The 14,897-nt window shown below is 68.3% G+C and carries 14 protein-coding genes and 3 tRNA genes; 9 read left to right on the top strand and 8 right to left on the bottom strand.

The annotated features are described in order from the left end of the window. Nucleotides 1–11: 11 nt before the first annotated feature. The 5 genes from ACFQ9K_RS20635 to ACFQ9K_RS20615 all read right to left on the bottom strand — a co-directional run bounded on the left by ACFQ9K_RS20635 (nt 12) and on the right by ACFQ9K_RS20615 (nt 2,024). On the bottom strand, nt 12–1,070 hold the full coding sequence (locus ACFQ9K_RS20635) for a fused (3R)-hydroxyacyl-ACP dehydratase subunits HadA/HadB (protein ID WP_378720662.1): 1,059 nt from the start codon (nt 1,068–1,070) through the stop codon (nt 12–14). A gap of 187 nt (nt 1,071–1,257) precedes the next feature. Then, nucleotides 1,258–1,428: a 50S ribosomal protein L33 gene (gene rpmG / locus ACFQ9K_RS20630; RefSeq protein WP_150399758.1), complete on the bottom strand. Its 171-nt coding sequence runs from the start codon at nt 1,426–1,428 to the stop codon at nt 1,258–1,260. Between the two features lie 42 nt (nt 1,429–1,470). Continuing rightward, nucleotides 1,471–1,546, bottom strand: a tRNA-Met gene (locus ACFQ9K_RS20625). 109 nt (nt 1,547–1,655) lie between these two features. Next, nucleotides 1,656–1,728 (bottom strand) — tRNA-Thr (locus tag ACFQ9K_RS20620). Nucleotides 1,729–1,941: 213 nt separating this feature from the next. Continuing rightward, nucleotides 1,942–2,024, bottom strand: a tRNA-Tyr gene (locus ACFQ9K_RS20615). A 164-nt stretch (nt 2,025–2,188) separates the two neighbouring features. Between ACFQ9K_RS20615 and ACFQ9K_RS20610 the strand changes: the two genes are divergently transcribed. Both ACFQ9K_RS20610 and ACFQ9K_RS20605 read left to right on the top strand, forming a co-directional pair. Then, on the top strand, nt 2,189–2,680 hold the full coding sequence (locus ACFQ9K_RS20610; protein ID WP_378720656.1) for a YajQ family cyclic di-GMP-binding protein: 492 nt from the start codon (nt 2,189–2,191) through the stop codon (nt 2,678–2,680). Between the two features lie 20 nt (nt 2,681–2,700). Then, nucleotides 2,701–3,174, top strand: a complete 474-nt coding sequence (locus ACFQ9K_RS20605; protein WP_378720655.1) for a MarR family winged helix-turn-helix transcriptional regulator — start codon at nt 2,701–2,703, stop codon at nt 3,172–3,174. Here the strand turns inward: ACFQ9K_RS20605 and htpX are convergent. Both htpX and ACFQ9K_RS20595 read right to left on the bottom strand, forming a co-directional pair. Next, a complete protein-coding gene (gene htpX / locus ACFQ9K_RS20600; protein ID WP_378720654.1) occupies nt 3,168–4,049 on the bottom strand; it encodes a zinc metalloprotease HtpX in 882 nt (293 codons plus the stop codon). The two genes, ACFQ9K_RS20605 and htpX, sit on opposite strands and share 7 nt — an antisense overlap. Nucleotides 4,050–4,131: 82 nt before the next feature. Next, the gene (locus ACFQ9K_RS20595) at nt 4,132–5,154 is read right to left on the bottom strand and encodes a polyprenyl synthetase family protein (protein ID WP_378720653.1); all 1,023 of its coding nucleotides are present in this window, start codon (nt 5,152–5,154) and stop codon (nt 4,132–4,134) included. 184 nt (nt 5,155–5,338) lie between these two features. Between ACFQ9K_RS20595 and ACFQ9K_RS20590 the strand changes: the two genes are divergently transcribed. Then, nucleotides 5,339–6,604 (top strand): geranylgeranyl reductase family protein, encoded by a 1,266-nt coding sequence (locus ACFQ9K_RS20590; protein WP_378720652.1) that lies wholly within the window; start codon nt 5,339–5,341, stop codon nt 6,602–6,604. Nucleotides 6,605–6,821: 217 nt separating this feature from the next. On the opposite strand, the gene ACFQ9K_RS20585 is transcribed toward ACFQ9K_RS20590, so the two are convergent. Beyond that, complete coding sequence (locus tag ACFQ9K_RS20585; RefSeq protein WP_378720651.1) at nt 6,822–7,436, bottom strand: DUF2505 domain-containing protein; 615 nt, start codon at nt 7,434–7,436, stop codon at nt 6,822–6,824. On the opposite strand from ACFQ9K_RS20585, the gene ACFQ9K_RS20580 reads away from it, so the two are divergent. From ACFQ9K_RS20580 to ACFQ9K_RS20555, 6 genes are all read left to right on the top strand, one after another. Continuing rightward, nucleotides 7,369–7,821 (top strand): DUF3592 domain-containing protein, encoded by a 453-nt coding sequence (locus ACFQ9K_RS20580; RefSeq protein ID WP_378720650.1) that lies wholly within the window; start codon nt 7,369–7,371, stop codon nt 7,819–7,821. The genes ACFQ9K_RS20585 and ACFQ9K_RS20580 overlap by 68 nt on opposite strands. A gap of 94 nt (nt 7,822–7,915) precedes the next feature. Then, nucleotides 7,916–9,055: a glycosyltransferase family 4 protein gene (locus ACFQ9K_RS20575; RefSeq protein ID WP_378720649.1), complete on the top strand. Its 1,140-nt coding sequence runs from the start codon at nt 7,916–7,918 to the stop codon at nt 9,053–9,055. 85 nt (nt 9,056–9,140) lie between these two features. After that, nucleotides 9,141–9,845 carry a demethylmenaquinone methyltransferase gene (locus ACFQ9K_RS20570; RefSeq protein ID WP_364723478.1) on the top strand — a complete coding sequence of 235 codons (705 nt, stop codon included), beginning with the start codon at nt 9,141–9,143 and terminating at the stop codon, nt 9,843–9,845. Nucleotides 9,846–9,958: 113 nt separating this feature from the next. Further along, complete coding sequence (locus ACFQ9K_RS20565) at nt 9,959–14,131, top strand: molybdopterin-dependent oxidoreductase (protein WP_378983430.1); 4,173 nt, start codon at nt 9,959–9,961, stop codon at nt 14,129–14,131. A gap of 1 nt (nt 14,132) precedes the next feature. After that, nucleotides 14,133–14,540, top strand: coding sequence for a hypothetical protein (locus tag ACFQ9K_RS20560; protein ID WP_378720647.1), 408 nt, complete (start codon nt 14,133–14,135; stop codon nt 14,538–14,540). Next, nucleotides 14,537–14,893 (top strand): hypothetical protein, encoded by a 357-nt coding sequence (locus ACFQ9K_RS20555; RefSeq protein ID WP_378720646.1) that lies wholly within the window; start codon nt 14,537–14,539, stop codon nt 14,891–14,893. The genes ACFQ9K_RS20560 and ACFQ9K_RS20555 overlap by 4 nt, the downstream gene beginning before the upstream one ends. Nucleotides 14,894–14,897 lie beyond the last annotated feature (4 nt).

Below are 14,897 nucleotides of genomic sequence, written 5' to 3'. Positions count from 1 at the left end.
CGCCTGACCGCTCAGGACAGTTGGACGGTAGCCGTAGCGCGCCCGAAGATCTTGCGCCCCGCCGACTTCGCCACGATGGCGATGACCGCGGTCCGCGTCTCCGGATCGACCGACTTCACCTTACCGGTGTACTCGATCTCGGCGGCCTCACCCGTCCCCACATAGACCGGGCTGGTGAAGCGGACGTTGTATTCCTTGACCGCGCCGGGATCGCCGAGCCAGGAGGTGACGAAGCCGCCGCCGAGGCCCATGGTGAGCATGCCGTGCGCGACCACGTCCTCGAGGTCGACCAGCTTGACCACCTCGTCGCTCCAGTGGATCGGGTTGGCGTCGCCGGAGACGCCTGCGTAGTTCACCAGGTCGCCACGGGTCAGCCGGACGATCCGAGTGGGGAGTTCGTCACCGGCCGCGATGTCGTCGAAGCTGCGCGCGCGCTTGCTCGGCGCGACCTCGGGCACCTTGGCGGCGACCACGGGGGCGGGCACGTTGGCGCGCGGACGGTGATCCGGGGCGTCCTCGCCGATGCCGTGCATCAGCACGTTGCGCACGACGTCGTTGAGGTTCGGGTCGATGTCGCCGCCGCTGCGGCCGATCAGCGTGGTGTAGGTGGTGAGCACCAGCTCGTCGTTCTGCGCGGTGACGATGTTCTTGGTGACGATGATGTCGCCGCCGAACGCCTGCCGGAACGAGTGCAGGTAGACGTCGCAGACCAGCTGGTCACCGACCCGGATCGGCCGGTGGAATTCCAGGATCTGGTCGGTCTGCAGGATCTGGCTCAGGTCGTAGCCGGTGACAATCTGCTCGAAGAGCTTGCGCTGGGCCAGAATGCCGACCAGGGAGATGAAGGTCAGCGGCGCGAGCAGGCCATCGTAGCCGTACTCCTGCGCGAGGTCCTCGTCCCAGTGCACCGGGTGGTAGTCCTGCACGGCGCGCGCGTATTCGCGCACCTTCTCGCGGCCGACCTCGTAGTAGTCGTCGACGCGGTAGTGGTGCCCTACCATGGCGGCCGCGTGTGCTGCGGCGTCGAAGGACTCGACCGCCTGAACCGCATCGTCTGTACCGGTGTTGATTGTCACGGGAGGACTGTACCTATCTGACCCCGAGGCCCGGAGTCGGCGGAGCGTCTACTACCGCACTCAACCGTGGAAATGCGTCAGGGCCGGACAACCGTCCGGCCCTCGCACTGTCACGATCCAGATTGCCGAGAGCGGTCAGGCTCTCGACGCCGATCCACGCGGCAGCATCACGCGTGGCGGACTAGCGGGATTCTTTGTGTCCCCGGTGCGTGCCGCAGTTCGGGCAGAACTTCTTCAGTTCCAGCCGATCCGGGTCGTTGCGCCGGTTCTTCTTGGTGATGTAGTTGCGGTGCTTGCACTCTTCGCAGGCCAAGGTGATCTTTGGCCGGACATCGGTGGACTTCGCGGCCACGATATTCCTTCTTTCGGGTCAACCAGTTGGTCTGATCGGTTTTGGTAGCGATGGCCGGACTTGAACCGGCGACACAACGATTATGAGTCGTTTGCTCTACCGACTGAGCTACACCGCCACGGGGTCGCATTGCTGTAGTGCCGCGCCCGGCCCCACGAGTGGGAGCTAGTCCCACCAGAGTGGGAACTATATGCGATGCCGAGTCGGTCACCACCGGCAATCCGGCGAGCCCCCTAACGGAATCGAACCGTTGACCTTTTCCTTACCATGGAAACGCTCTGCCGACTGAGCTAAGGGGGCATGACTACTTTCGCACCAGGCTCCGAACATCCGACCCCGGCGCGGCGAAGTCTTGAACGAGGTTACACACCTAACGGTCAGAGCTCCAAACCGGGTGGTCAGAAGCCTTTTTCCGCGAGCGATCCGGCCCATGGCGCGCACCGCGGCCGAGGATCGGCGGCCCGCAACGAAAAACCCCCGCGGATCGGAACTTCGATCCACGGGGGCTTTCGGTGGCAGATGTAGGATTCGAACCTACGTAGGCTTTCGCCGACGGATTTACAGTCCGCTCCCATTGGCCGCTCGGGCAATCTGCCGTGCACTGAGTGCGGAAAGCAGAATACATCGCACCTCCACCCTGAATGCAAACCGGCTGGCCATCGGCCATGCGGCGGGACTACCGTCGCCCTCCGGGGTACAACTAACGGTGACCGATCAACCGGTCGAGCGAGCAGTTGGACCGCCAGGACAGGAGCGAAGTGTGGCCGATTCGTCATTCGATGTCGTCAGCAAGGTCGAACGTCAGGAGGTCGACAACGCGCTGCATCAGGCGGAGAAGGAGCTGACCACCCGGTACGACTTCCGCAATACCGGCGCGTCCATCGAGTGGTCCGGCGAGGACAAGATCGTGCTGACCGCCGAGGCCGAGGAGCGGGTCAAGGCGGCGCTGGACGTGTTCAAGGAGAAGCTGATTCGCCGCGACATCTCGCTCAAGGCGTTCGACGCCGGCGAGCCGGTGGCCTCCGGCAAGACCTACAAGATCACCGGAACGCTGGTGCAGGGCATCGACACCGAGCACGCGAAGAAGATCACCAAGAAGATCCGCGACGAGGGCCCCAAGGGCGTGAAGGCGCAGATCCAGGGTGAGGAACTGCGGGTGAGCAGCAAGAAGCGCGACGACCTGCAGGCCGTCATCTCGCTGCTGAAGGGCGAGGATTTCGGCATCGCCCTGCAGTTCGTCAACTACCGATAGCGGGCTCGCGAGTTCCGGCGATGTCGTCCGAACAGCAGCGGGCCGGGCTCGGCGTCGACGAGGGGATCCGCAGCCTGCTGCTGCTCATGCCGCGGGTGGTCGGGCGCGCCAAGCGATTACGGGTTCCGGACGAGCTCCGGGAGTTCTCGCTCGCGCCCCGGCACCTGTCGCTGCTGGCGATCCTGGTCTTCGAGGGTCCGAAGACGGTGAACGACCTCGCCGCACGGCTGGAGGTGGCACCGACGACGGTGAGCCTGATGGTCGGCGAACTCAGTCGCAGCGGGTTGCTCGAACGCACCGCGGACGACCGGGATCGTCGCCGCACGTTCGTGGGAATCGCTGCGGCACATACGGATTCGGTCAACGAATGGCTCGGCGGCAGCGCCCGCGCGTGGCGCAGGGTGCTCGAACCGCTGACGCCCGAACAGCGCAGGCTGTTCGTCGACACCTTCCGCGCGTTCGAGGCGGAGTTGGCGGGCGAGGACGCTCAGTAGTCCCTTCGCCCGCCGGCCATTTCCTCCAGCCTGGCGATGCGCTCGGCCATCGGCGGATGGGTGGAGAACCAGCGGGCGGCGCGCTCCCCCGCGCGAAACGGGTTGGCGATCATCAGGTGTGACTGAGCGGTCAATTGCGGCTCAGGGGGCAAGGGGGCGGCTTGCACGCCGCGCTCCAGCTTGCGCAGGGCCGAGGCGAGGGCCAGCGGGTCGCCGGTGAGTTCGGCGCCGGACTGGTCCGCCTGGAATTCGCGGGACCGGGAGACGGCCAGCTTGATCAGGCTGGCGGCGATCGGGCCGAGCAGCGAGATGAGCAGCACGCCGAGGATGTTCGGGCCCTCGCCGTTGCGGTTGCCGCCGAACGCGGAGGCGAAGTAGGCGAGGTTGGCCAGACCGGAGATGACCGCGGCCAGCGCGCCGGCCACCGAGGAGATCAGGATGTCGCGGTTGTAGACGTGCGATAGCTCATGGCCGAGCACCGCGCGTAGCTCTCGTTCGTCGAGAATCTGCAGGATGCCGCTGGTACAGCAGACCGCGGCGTGCCGGGGATTGCGGCCGGTGGCGAACGCGTTGGGCGCGGTGGTCGGGCTGATGTAGAGCCGCGGCATGGGCTGGCGGGCGGTGGTCGCCAGTTCGCGCACGATCCGGTAGATCACCGGCGCCTCCAGCTCGCTCACCGGCTGCGCGTGCATGGCCTTCAACGCGAGTTTGTCGCTGTTGAAGTACGCGTACGCGTTCATGCCGACGGCCAGCACGATGGCGATGATCAGGATCGTCGGGCTGCGGAACAACGCGCCCGCGGCCACGATCAGCGCCGACAGGCCGACCATCAAACCGAACGTCTTGAGCCCGTTCGCATACCCGTGCCCGTGCATACGTCTCCTTTGCCCACTCCCCGATCGATGAGTGTTGACAACAGGTCAACGATAGGAGCACGAACCAAAGTTCCTGCTCAACTCAGCCGACACGCTCGATTGTGTAGCGCACGAGGTGCTCGAGGGCGTCGTTGGCCGGGCCCGCGGGCAGGTTCGACAGCTCGGCGTAGGCGATGTCGGCGAAGCCCTGCAGCTTCTCCTTGGCCAGCACCATGCCGCGGGAGCGGGCGAGCAGGTCGAGCGCCTCCTCCACCTCCGCGTCGGTCTGCAGCGGGTGCGCGAGCAGCTTGCGCAGGCGATCGCCCTCGGCGCCGTCCTCGCGCAGCGCGTACAGCACCGGCAGCGTGTGCACGCCCTCGCGCAGGTCGGTGCCGGGGGTCTTGCCGGACTGCTCGGCGGCCGAGGAGATGTCGATGATGTCGTCGGAGATCTGGAAGGCGGTGCCGACCGCGTCGCCGAGCCGGGCCAGCCGCTCGACGTGCTCGGTGTCCGCGCCGGAGAAGGTGCCGCCGAAGCGGCCGGACGCGGCGATCAGCGAGCCGGTCTTCTCCCAGACCACGCGCAGGTAATGCTCGACCGGGTCCTGGGATTCGCGCGCGCCCATGGTCTCGCGCATCTGGCCGGTGACCAGCTCGGCGAAGGTTTCGGCGATGATCCGCACGGCGTCCGGGCCGAGGGTGGAGGTGAGCCGGGAGGCATGCGCGAACAGGTAGTCCCCGGCCAGGATCGCGATGTTGTTGCCCCAGCGCGAATTCACGCTCGGGGCGCCGCGGCGCATGGTCGCCTCGTCCATCACGTCGTCGTGGTACAGCGTCGCCAGGTGCACGAGTTCGACCACGGTGCCCGCGGTGATCAGCGCGGGATCGGTCGGGTTCGGGCCGAGCTGGCCGGTGAGAATGGTGAACAGCGGACGGAACCGCTTGCCGCCGGCCTTGGCCAGGTGCAGCGCCGCCTCCTGCAGGAATTCCTCCCCGTCGGACAGCTCGGTGACCAGGAGCTTTTCGACCTCTTCCAGGCCGTTGCGCACGGTCGCCGCGAGTTCGGCGTCGACGAGGTCGACCCCGGCCACCACCGTGCTCTCGTCCTTCACAGCCGATGTGCTCATTTCTTCTCCCACCGATCCGTCCGACCCCACGATAGAGAACCTAGCGTGTCCCCAGCCGATGGCCCATGAACACCATCACTATGCGGTGTATCAGACACTTTTGCACGCCGTCGCCCGCGTGCCTCGGCGCGCCCGCGTCGCCCGCCGTCGACACGAACAAGATTGCCCTGCAAGTATTGAGCGCATGGGTTCTCCGGATGTCACCCCCGCGGTCGGGGACGCGCTGCCCGCCAGGGCCGAGGTGCTGGTCGTCGGCGCGGGCCCGGCCGGTTCGGCGTCCGCGGCCTGGGCCGCGCGGGCGGGCCGCGATGTGGTGCTGCTCGACTCCGCCGTCTTCCCCAGGGACAAGACCTGCGGCGATGGGCTGACCCCGCGCGCGACGGCCGAGCTGGAACACCTCGGGCTCGGCGACTGGCTGCGCGCGCACACGGTCAACCACGGCCTGCGGATGACCGGCTTCGGCCGGGAGGCGCTGCTGCCGTGGCCCGCCGGTTCCTTCCCGACCTATGGAAGTGCCGTCCCGCGAACCGAACTCGACGACAAGCTGCGCGAGACCGCGATGAAGTCCGGCGCGCGGATGATCGACGGCGCCAAGGTGGTCGATGTCACCCGCGCGGGTGATCGGATCACCGGTGTGATCGTGCGGACATCGGCCGGAAGCCACACCATCGAATGCGCGACGCTGATCGTCGCCGACGGGGTGCGCTCGCCGGTCGGCAGGCTGCTCGGCCGCACCTGGCACCGGCAGTACGCCTACGGCACGGCCGCCCGCGCCTACATCAGGTCCGGCCGCAGCGACGATCAGTGGATCACCTCGCATCTGGAACTGCGCAACGCCGACGGCGAGCTGGTCCCCGGCTACGGCTGGGTGTTCCCGCTCGGCAATGGCGAGGTCAATATCGGGGTCGGCTCGCTGGCCACGGAGCAGCGCCCGTCGCACATCGCGCTCAAGCCGCTGCTCGAGCACTACACGAAGCTGCGGTTCGACGAGTGGGAGTTCGAGGGCTCGCTGCGCGCGGTGGCCTCGGCGCTGCTGCCGATGGGCGGCGCGGTGTCGAACGTGGCGGGACGCAACTGGGTGCTGGTCGGCGATGCCGCGGGCTGCGTGAACCCGCTGAACGGCGAGGGCATCGACTACGGCCTGGAGGGTGGGCACATGCTCGCCGAACTCCTCGACGAGCCGGATCTCACCCGCGTCTGGCCCGAGCTGTTGCGCGCGAAATACGGCCGCACCTTCTCGGTGGCCAGGCGGATCGCCGCGCTGGCCACCCATCCGCGGATGGTGCCGATCGGCGGGCCGCCGGTGATGCGGTCGAAGTACTTGCAGCGCACGGCGGTTCGGGTGATGGGCAACCTGGTCACCGACGAGGACGTCGACCTGACCGCGCGGGCCTGGCGGGCCGCCGGGCGGATATCGATGCGCACCGACCAGCTCGCGCCCTTCGCCTGACGCCTCGGACCTGCGGTTTCGCCCACCCGGGCGGTACGCTGGCACCGGCCTTACCGAGCGAGGAACAGGTGACCGGCCATGGGCGGACAACCAGCAGGTGGACTGCCCGCGTTGTCCTTGCTGCCGCATCCGCGGCGGGCGCGCGACCTCGCGGATTTCGCCTAGCCGAGGCCCCCGTCGCTCCGGCGGACACCGGAACGACGGGGCGGGACGGGGATCAGGCAGTCGCCTGCGCGGCGACCCACTCCTCGACGAACGTGCGCTCGCTGTTGAGCACCCGGTGATGCAGCTGCTCGGCCAGCGGCTCGATGGCGACGCCCACCACCGGCACCTTGACCTGCACGGTGCCGACCACCTCGATCTCGGAGCCCTCCGCGGTCGAGCGCATCTCGTAGGTGCCCGACATCTCGGTGCTGATGCCGGTGGTCTCGCCCGCGAAGGTGCCCTTGGCGACCTCGCCGACCAGGGGCTGCCAGTTGTCCGTGCGGGCGAGCGTGAGCTGGCTCTTGAGCACCTTGCTCACCACGCTGGGAATCTTGTCTTCCGAGGCTTTTTCGGTCATATGGATGCGGATGGTGCCTTCGCCCTCGGGGTGCGAAAGGTCCAGGGTTGCGGTCTCGGCGTCGGCGAAACGCGCCTGCCAGACCCTGTCGTCGGTAAGTGCCCGGTGAAGATCTTCGACCGGGACGGCATAAGGCACGGTGAAGCTGAATTTTCGGGACATGCGCGACACCGTAGCCGAGACGGTCAGTAGGCTTGTTGCGGTGTTGGAAACCACGCAGTCTGATCGGCGGTCTATCCGCCTGCGGCGGGCCAGAATCGGCGTGCTCACGGCTGCGACGGTGATCAGTGTGCTGGTCGTGCTGCTGGTCTTCGCCGCCTGGCGCAACGACTACCTGATCAGCTCGGACAAGGGCGTGACCAGCGCCGAGGTGCTCTCGGCCGGGCGGCTGCGCTCGGCGGTCATGTACGTCACCCCGGACGGGGAGACGCACAACCCGAAGGTCGGCGTGCTGTACCCGACCAATCTCACCGCGGGTGAGCGCATCCGGGTCGAGTACAACCGCGCGGATCCCGATCTGGTGCGGGTGGAGGGACGCGATGTGCGCGTTGCCATTCCGCCCGCGTTGTCGGTGATCGTCGTGGTGTGGCTGATCGCGCTGCCGACCCTGTACCTGCTGGCCCGGCTCAGCCGGCGCAGGCAGGCATCGAGCTGAGCGACGCCGCCCGGCCCGAGGTGTTCGCTCGATCTTTAGGTGTCCTTCACGCTCGTGTGGCGACTCGGCGCGCTGCGGGCGGCACCCTGAACGGGTGCGTGTAGCGATCGTTGCGGAGTCGTTTCTGCCGAATATGAACGGCGTCGTCAACTCCGTGCTGCGGGTGGTCGAACACCTGGACCGGCACGGCCACGACGCGTTGATCATCGCGCCGGACACCCCGCGCGGACTGCCGCCGGCCGCGCGCTGGCACGAGCGGTTCCGGGTGCACCGGGTGCCAGCGGTGATGGTGCCGAAGATCAGTTCGCTGCCGGTGGGGTTGCCGCAGCCGGGCATCGTCGCGGCGATCGAGAACTTCGACGCGGACGTGGTGCATCTGGCCTCGCCGTTCCTGCTCGGCGCCGGTGGTCTCGGGGCGGCGATGCGGCTGGACCTGCCGACGGTGGCGATCTATCAGACCGATGTCGCCGGGTTCGCCAAGAGTTACGGGCTCGCACTGGCCAGCCGGGCCGCCTGGGCCTGGACCCGGCGCATCCACGAGGGCGCGACCAGGACGCTGGCCCCCTCCACCGCGGCCGCCGAAGACCTGGCCCAGCACGGCATTCCGCGGGTGCACCGGTGGGGTCGTGGCGTGGACATCGCCCGGTTCAACCCGGCCGCGCGCCGCGCCGACCTGCGGGACGCCTGGCGGGCCGAGGACAAGCTGGTGGTCGGCTTCGTCGGGCGGCTCGCGCCGGAGAAGCACGTCGAGCGGCTCGCGGTGCTCGACGGCGATCCGGACATCCAGCTGGTGATCGTCGGCGACGGGCCGGAGCGGGATCGGCTCGCGCGCATGATGCCGACCGCGGTCTTCACCGGCGAACTCGGCGGCGACACCCTGGCCGCGGCGTATGCCAGCCTGGACGTGATGGTGCACGCGGGCGAGCACGAGACCTTCTGCCAGGGCGTGCAGGAGGCGCTCGCCTCCGGCATCCCGGTGATCGGGCCGGACGCGGGCGGCCCGCGCGACCTGATCGCGCACTGCCGCAACGGATATCTGCTCCCGGTCGACCGCTTCGCCGAACTGCTGCCGAGTGCCGTTGCGGCATTGCACGATCCGGTGCTGCGCGCCCGATTCGCCGGAGCCGCACGCAAATCGGTGCTGCACCGCACCTGGCCGGCGATCTGCACCGAGCTGATGGGGCACTACGCCGACGTGACCGGCACCCGAATGCGGTTACCGCATACCGCATGAGGGGCGCGTCCGCCCGCGCTCGAATGTGACCGGGAATTCCCCGCACCTGACTCGGCACGGCATACCGCGAGCGTTAGGGTCAAGCGTGGCGAAAACAGAAACGACCAGGGCTTCGTTGGACAAGCAGCCGCACGAGGTCGCGACCATGTTCGACGGTGTCGCACGCCGGTACGACCTGACCAACACGGTGATCTCCGGTGGCCAGGATCGCTACTGGCGCTGGGCGGTGCGCAAGGCGCTCGCGCCGCGGCCGGGCGAGCGGGTGCTCGACCTCGCGGCGGGCACCGGGGTGTCCACGGTCGACCTGGCGAAGTCCGGCGCCTGGTGCCTGGCCGCCGACTTCTCCCAGGGCATGCTGGCCGCCGGTAAGCACCGGAAGGTGCCGATGGTGGCGGCGGACGCGATGGCGCTGCCGTTCGTCGACGAGTCGTTCGACGCGGTGACCATCTCCTACGGCCTGCGCAATGTCGCCGATCCCGACGCCGCGCTGCGCGAGATGCTGCGCGTCACCAAGCCGGGCGGGCGGCTGGTCATCGCCGAGTTCTCCACCCCGATCGTGCCGGGTTTCCGCACGGTGTACATGGAGTACCTGATGAAGGCGCTGCCCAAGGTGGCGCGGGCGGTCAGCAGCAATCCGGACGCGTACGTCTATCTGGCCGAATCGATTCGGGCCTGGCCGAATCAGCGCCAGCTGGCACTGCGGATCGCCGACACCGGGTGGTCGTCGGTGAAGTGGCGTAATCTGACCGGCGGGATCGTCGCGCTGCACCGGGCGTACAAGCTCGGCTGAGCAGCGCTCCGCAGCGCACCTCACCGACAGCTTTTCCGCTGGTGAGGGTCATTGTCACCTATCGATAACGCGCGGTAAAGCCGCCGCAATCGGCGATGGCCATGATCGGGAGCATGGTGGACGCAGGCACGAAAACCGCGGTCGGCACCGCGCGGACGGCATGCTCGTACTGTGGCGTCGGGTGCGGCATCACGGTGCAGACCCGGGCGGGCGCCGACGGAGCGCCGGTCATCGCCAAGGTCAGCGGGGACAAGCTGCATCCGGCGAACGCGGGCAGGCTGTGCACCAAGGGCGCCACCCACCTGGAACTGATGCGCACGCCCGGCCGGATGGCGACCGCGTACCGGCGACCCGAGCGCGGTCGGGAACCGATACCGGTGCCGGTCGACGACGCGGTGCGCGAGGCGGCCGATCGGTTGCGCGCGATCCTGGACGAGCACGGACCCGACGCGATCGCGCTGTACGTCTCCGGGCAGCTGTCGCTCGAGGCGCAATACCTGGCCACCAAGCTGGCCAAGGGCTATCTGCGGACCGTGCACATCGAGGCCAACTCGCGGCTGTGCATGGCGAGTGCGGGCACCGGATACAAGCAGTCACTCGGCGCGGACGGGCCGCCCGGCTCCTACGACGACTTCGAGCACGCCGATCTGTTCTTCGTGATCGGCGCCAACCTGGCCGACTGCCATCCGATCCTGTACCTGCGCATGGCCGATCGGCTCAAGGCAGGCGCCAGGCTGATCGTCGTCGATCCGCGGCGCACCGACACCGCGACGCGTGCGGACCTGTTCCTGCACATCGCGCCGGGCACCGATCTGGCGCTGCTGAACGGCCTGCTGCACCTGCTTGTCGAAAACGGTGACATCGACCGGGATTTCATCGCCGAGCACACCGAGGGCTGGGACGGGATGGTCGAGTTCCTCGCCGACTATCCGCCCGCGCGGGTCGCCGCGCTCACCGGACTCGCCGAAGCCGATATCCGCACGGCCGCACAGTGGATCGGCGAGGCGGGCGAGTGGATGTCGCTGTGGACGATGGGGCTCAATCAGTCCACCCACGGCACCTGGAACACCAACGCGATCTGCAATCTGCACCTGGCCACCGGCGCGATCAGCCGTCCGGGCAGCGGGCCGTTCTCGCTGACCGGGCAGCCGAATGCGATGGGCGGGCGGGAGATGGGCTACATGGGGCCCGGACTGCCCGGCCAGCGCAGCGTGCTCTCCCCCGCCGACCGCACGTTCGTCGAGACCGCCTGGGGGCTCACGCCGGGGACCGTGCGCGACGAGGTGGGGCCGGGCACCATCGAGATGTTCCGCGAACTGGCCGCGGGCAAGATCAAGGCCGCCTGGATCATCTGCACGAATCCCGTTGCCAGCGTGGCCAATCGCAAGACGGTACTGGACGGGCTGGAGGCCGCCGAGCTGGTGATCGCCCAGGACGCCTACCTCGAGACCGCCACCAATGCGTATGCCGATCTGCTGCTGCCCGCCACGCTGTGGGCCGAAGCCGATGCGGTGATGGTGAATTCGGAGCGCAACGTCACGTTGTTGCAGCGCTCGGTCGATCCGGTGGGTGACGCTCGCCCGGATTGGCAGCTGATCGCGCAGGTCGCGACCGCGATGGGCTTCGCTGGGTTCGAGTTCGCCTCCAGCGCCGAGGTTTTCGCCGAGATCAAGCGGTTCGCCAATCCGGCCACCGGATATGACCTGCGCGGCATGGATTTCGAGCGGCTGCGGGAAGGGCCGATGCAGTGGCCTTGCCCGGACGCTGCGCGCCCGCGTAATCCGATTAGGTACGTCAACGACGGGGTCAGCCAGCAGTTGCACGTCGACGCGGACGGTCACCGGCCGCGGCTGGCGTTCGCCACGCCGAGCCGGCGGGCCGTGTTCTGGCCGCGCCCGCACCTGCCGCCGGCGGAAATGCCCGACGACGATTTCCCGTTCCTGCTCAATACCGGCCGGTTGCAGCATCAATGGCACACCATGACCAAGACCGGCAAGATCGACAAGCTGAACAAGCTGAACGGACAGCCGTTCGTCGAGGTGCATCCGGCCGACGCCGAACGGCTCGGGCTGCGGGTGGGTGATCAGCTCGAGATCGCCTCGCGGCGTGGGCGGGCCGTGCTGCCGGTGCAGATCAGCGATCGGGTGCGGCCGGGTGATTGCTTCGCGCCGTTCCATTGGAACGACGAGCACGGTGAGTATCTGACGATCAACGCGGTCACCCATGACGCGGTCGATCCGGCCTCCTTGCAGCCGGAGTTCAAGGCGTGCGCGGTGTCGCTGCGCCGGGTGGCCGTGCCGGAGACCGATGCGCCGCGCTCGCCCGCCGTGCCGACGCCCTCGATGGCGGCCGCGCATCCGCTGGCCGCCGCGTTCGGGTTGGACGCGGCCGCGACACCGACGCTCACCGAGACCGAACGGATCTACCTCAGCGGGTATCTCGCCGCGCTACAGGCGATTCCGGTGACCGGGCTGCCGGTGCTGCCCGCCGCCGCGCCGATGTCCGCGCAGAGCAGGTTGTGGGTCGACGGCGTGCTCGCGGGGATGTACTCCCGGGCCGCGGCCGACGTCGCGCCCGCGCACCCGGTGACCGTGCTGTGGGCGTCACAGACCGGGTCCGCGGCGGAACTCGCCGCGACGGTCGGCGCGCGGCTGGCCGAATGTGGTTTCGCGCCACGGCTGCTCGACATGGATTCGTGTGCGGTGGACGCGCTGGCCGGGGACGTGCTTGTGATCAGCAGCACCTTCGGCGACGGCGGGCCGCCGGACAACGGCGCCGACTTCTGGAACCGGCTCGACGGCACCGCGATTCGGCTCACCGGCGTGCGCTACGCGGTGTTCGCGCTGGGCGACTCCGCCTACGACGACTTCTGCGGGCACGGCCGCAGATTGGACGAGAAGCTCGCCGAATACGGTGCCACGCGGCTGCTCGCGCGGGTCGACAGCGAACCCGATTTTCAGGAGCCCGCCGAACGCTGGCTCGACTCGATCGTGGGCGTGCTCGGCGAGTCGATGGAAGGCGTTGTGCCGGAGGATGATCCGAGACCCGCGCCGCCGGACCGGACGGCTCGCACCCGGGGCAGCACGCTGACGGCGGTGCTCGCCAGGGCCGCCGCCCCCGCGCCGGGACGGACCCGGCGGGAGATCGCGCCGTTCACCCGGCAGGCGCCGGTGCCGGCGCCGCTGGTGCGCAACGAAGCGCTCACCCGCGCCGGATCCGCGAAAGAGGTGCGGCAGTTCGGCTTCGACCTGCGCGGGCTCGAAGCCGATTACGAGGTCGGCGATTCCCTCGGCGTCTGGCCGACCAACGACCCGATGCTGGTGGACGAATGGCTGGCCGCCACCGGCCTCGACGGCCGGCGGATCATCGAGGTCGACGATCGGGAACTGCCGCTGGCCGAGGCGCTGCGCACGCACTACGACATCAGCAAGGTGAGCAACGACCTGCTCGGCTTTGTCGCCGAACGCAATGCGAACGTCCGGCTGGCGAAACTGTTGCGGCAGAACAACCGCAACGAGCTCGACCACTACCTGTGGGACCGCCAAGCCGTCGACGTGCTGCGCGATTTCCCGGTGCGCGCCGACCTGGTGGACTGGCTCGGCACGCTGAAAAAGCTACAGCCGCGCCAATATTCGATCTCCTCCAGCCCGCTGGTCAGCCCCGACGAGGTGCAGCTGACCGTCGGCATCGTGCGCTACGGCGATCCCGCCGCCACCGGCTCGGCCGCCCGGCGCGGCGGGGTCTGCTCGACCTTCCTGGCCGACCGCGCGGGCGCCGACCCCGGCTCCGTGCCGATCTTCCTGCACCGCGCCCCGCACTTCCGGCCGCCCGCCGACCCGGCCGCCCCGATGATCATGGTCGGCCCCGGCACCGGCATCGCCCCGTTCCGCGGCTTCCTGCAGGAACGCCGGGAACTCGGCTGCACCGGCCGCAACTGGCTGTTCTTCGGCGAACAGCACGCCGCCCGGAACTTCTACTACCGCACCGAACTAGAGGACATGTTCCGCTCCGGCTTCCTCACCCGCCTGGACCTGGCCTTCTCCCGCGACCAGCGCGAACGGATCTACGTGCAGCACCGCATGATCGAGCACGGCGCCGAACTCTGGTCCTGGCTCGCCGACGGCGCCCACCTCTACATCTGCGGCGACGCGACCAGAATGGCCAAGGACGTGGACGACGCCCTCCTCCGCATCGCCCGCGTCCACGGCAACCTCGACGAACCCGCCGCCCACGCCTTCCGCAAACACCTCATCACCCAGAAACGCTACGTCCGCGACGTCTACTGAAGTGACCGCAGTCACACCTTGGAACCGTTGCACCGCCGACCGCATCAAACCCAATGAGCGAACGAAATCCGAGACCAAAGTAGTTGCGACCTACAGCAAGGCGCGGTTGCAGTGCGGCACCGACAACTGGGGCTACCGACACATCCAGCAACGCCATCAAACCGAATGGGAAGCGTTGGGGGCCATCGAGAATCGGAACTGGCGCGACATCGCTGATCTGGCGATCGCCAAGTCACTCGACGCACCGGATCAGAGCGGGCCCGCAGGCGGCAGCAAGACCTGCTATTCCGGTCAGATCTATCTCGTCAACCATGTGACCGGACAAATCGCCAAGACCATTCAGCCAACCATCATTGTCGGCGGCGACGGAACTATCCTGACGGCCTATCCGGGAGGTGGGTGCCGATGACCGAGCCGACGAGCGGGGAACTGGCCGATTCCGTGATTCGGGCTGGGCGGGATTGGGGGGTGGAGGTGACTGCGGGTGCCGACGGGGTGTTGCGGATCGTCAGGCGGCGCGAGGTTGCGGTGGAACCGGCGGTAGAGATCAGGTTCACCGAGGACGAGATCCTGGAGTACTACCGGCGGATCGCGGATGAGGCCGAGCGGGGAATCGCGCCGGAAGGGCCTTGGGATTGGTGGATGACGTTGATGTCGACGCATCTGGTCGAGGCTCTGGACGAACTGGGGCGGGTCGGCCGACCGTGTGCCATCACGATCGGCCGGACCGGATTTACCGTCACCTCGGCTGCCGAGGATTGACCCT

The organism is Nocardia sp. NPDC056564 (assembly GCF_042793755.1).
GTDB lineage: Bacteria > Actinomycetota > Actinomycetes > Mycobacteriales > Mycobacteriaceae > Nocardia.
This window is presented reverse-complemented; position numbering and strand designations above follow the sequence as displayed.

Excerpts from the sequence above, each read along its gene's own strand:
- ACFQ9K_RS20605 (WP_378720655.1), top strand. The coding sequence starts at position 2,701 with ATGTCGTCCGAACAGCAGCGGGCCGGGCTCGGCGTCGACGAGGGGATC.
- htpX (WP_378720654.1), bottom strand. The coding sequence starts at position 4,049 with ATGCACGGGCACGGGTATGCGAACGGGCTCAAGACGTTCGGTTTGATG.
- ACFQ9K_RS20595 (WP_378720653.1), bottom strand. The coding sequence starts at position 5,154 with ATGAGCACATCGGCTGTGAAGGACGAGAGCACGGTGGTGGCCGGGGTC.
- ACFQ9K_RS20590 (WP_378720652.1), top strand. The coding sequence starts at position 5,339 with ATGGGTTCTCCGGATGTCACCCCCGCGGTCGGGGACGCGCTGCCCGCC.
- ACFQ9K_RS20565 (WP_378983430.1), top strand. The coding sequence starts at position 9,959 with ATGGTGGACGCAGGCACGAAAACCGCGGTCGGCACCGCGCGGACGGCA.
- ACFQ9K_RS20555 (WP_378720646.1), top strand. The coding sequence starts at position 14,537 with ATGACCGAGCCGACGAGCGGGGAACTGGCCGATTCCGTGATTCGGGCT.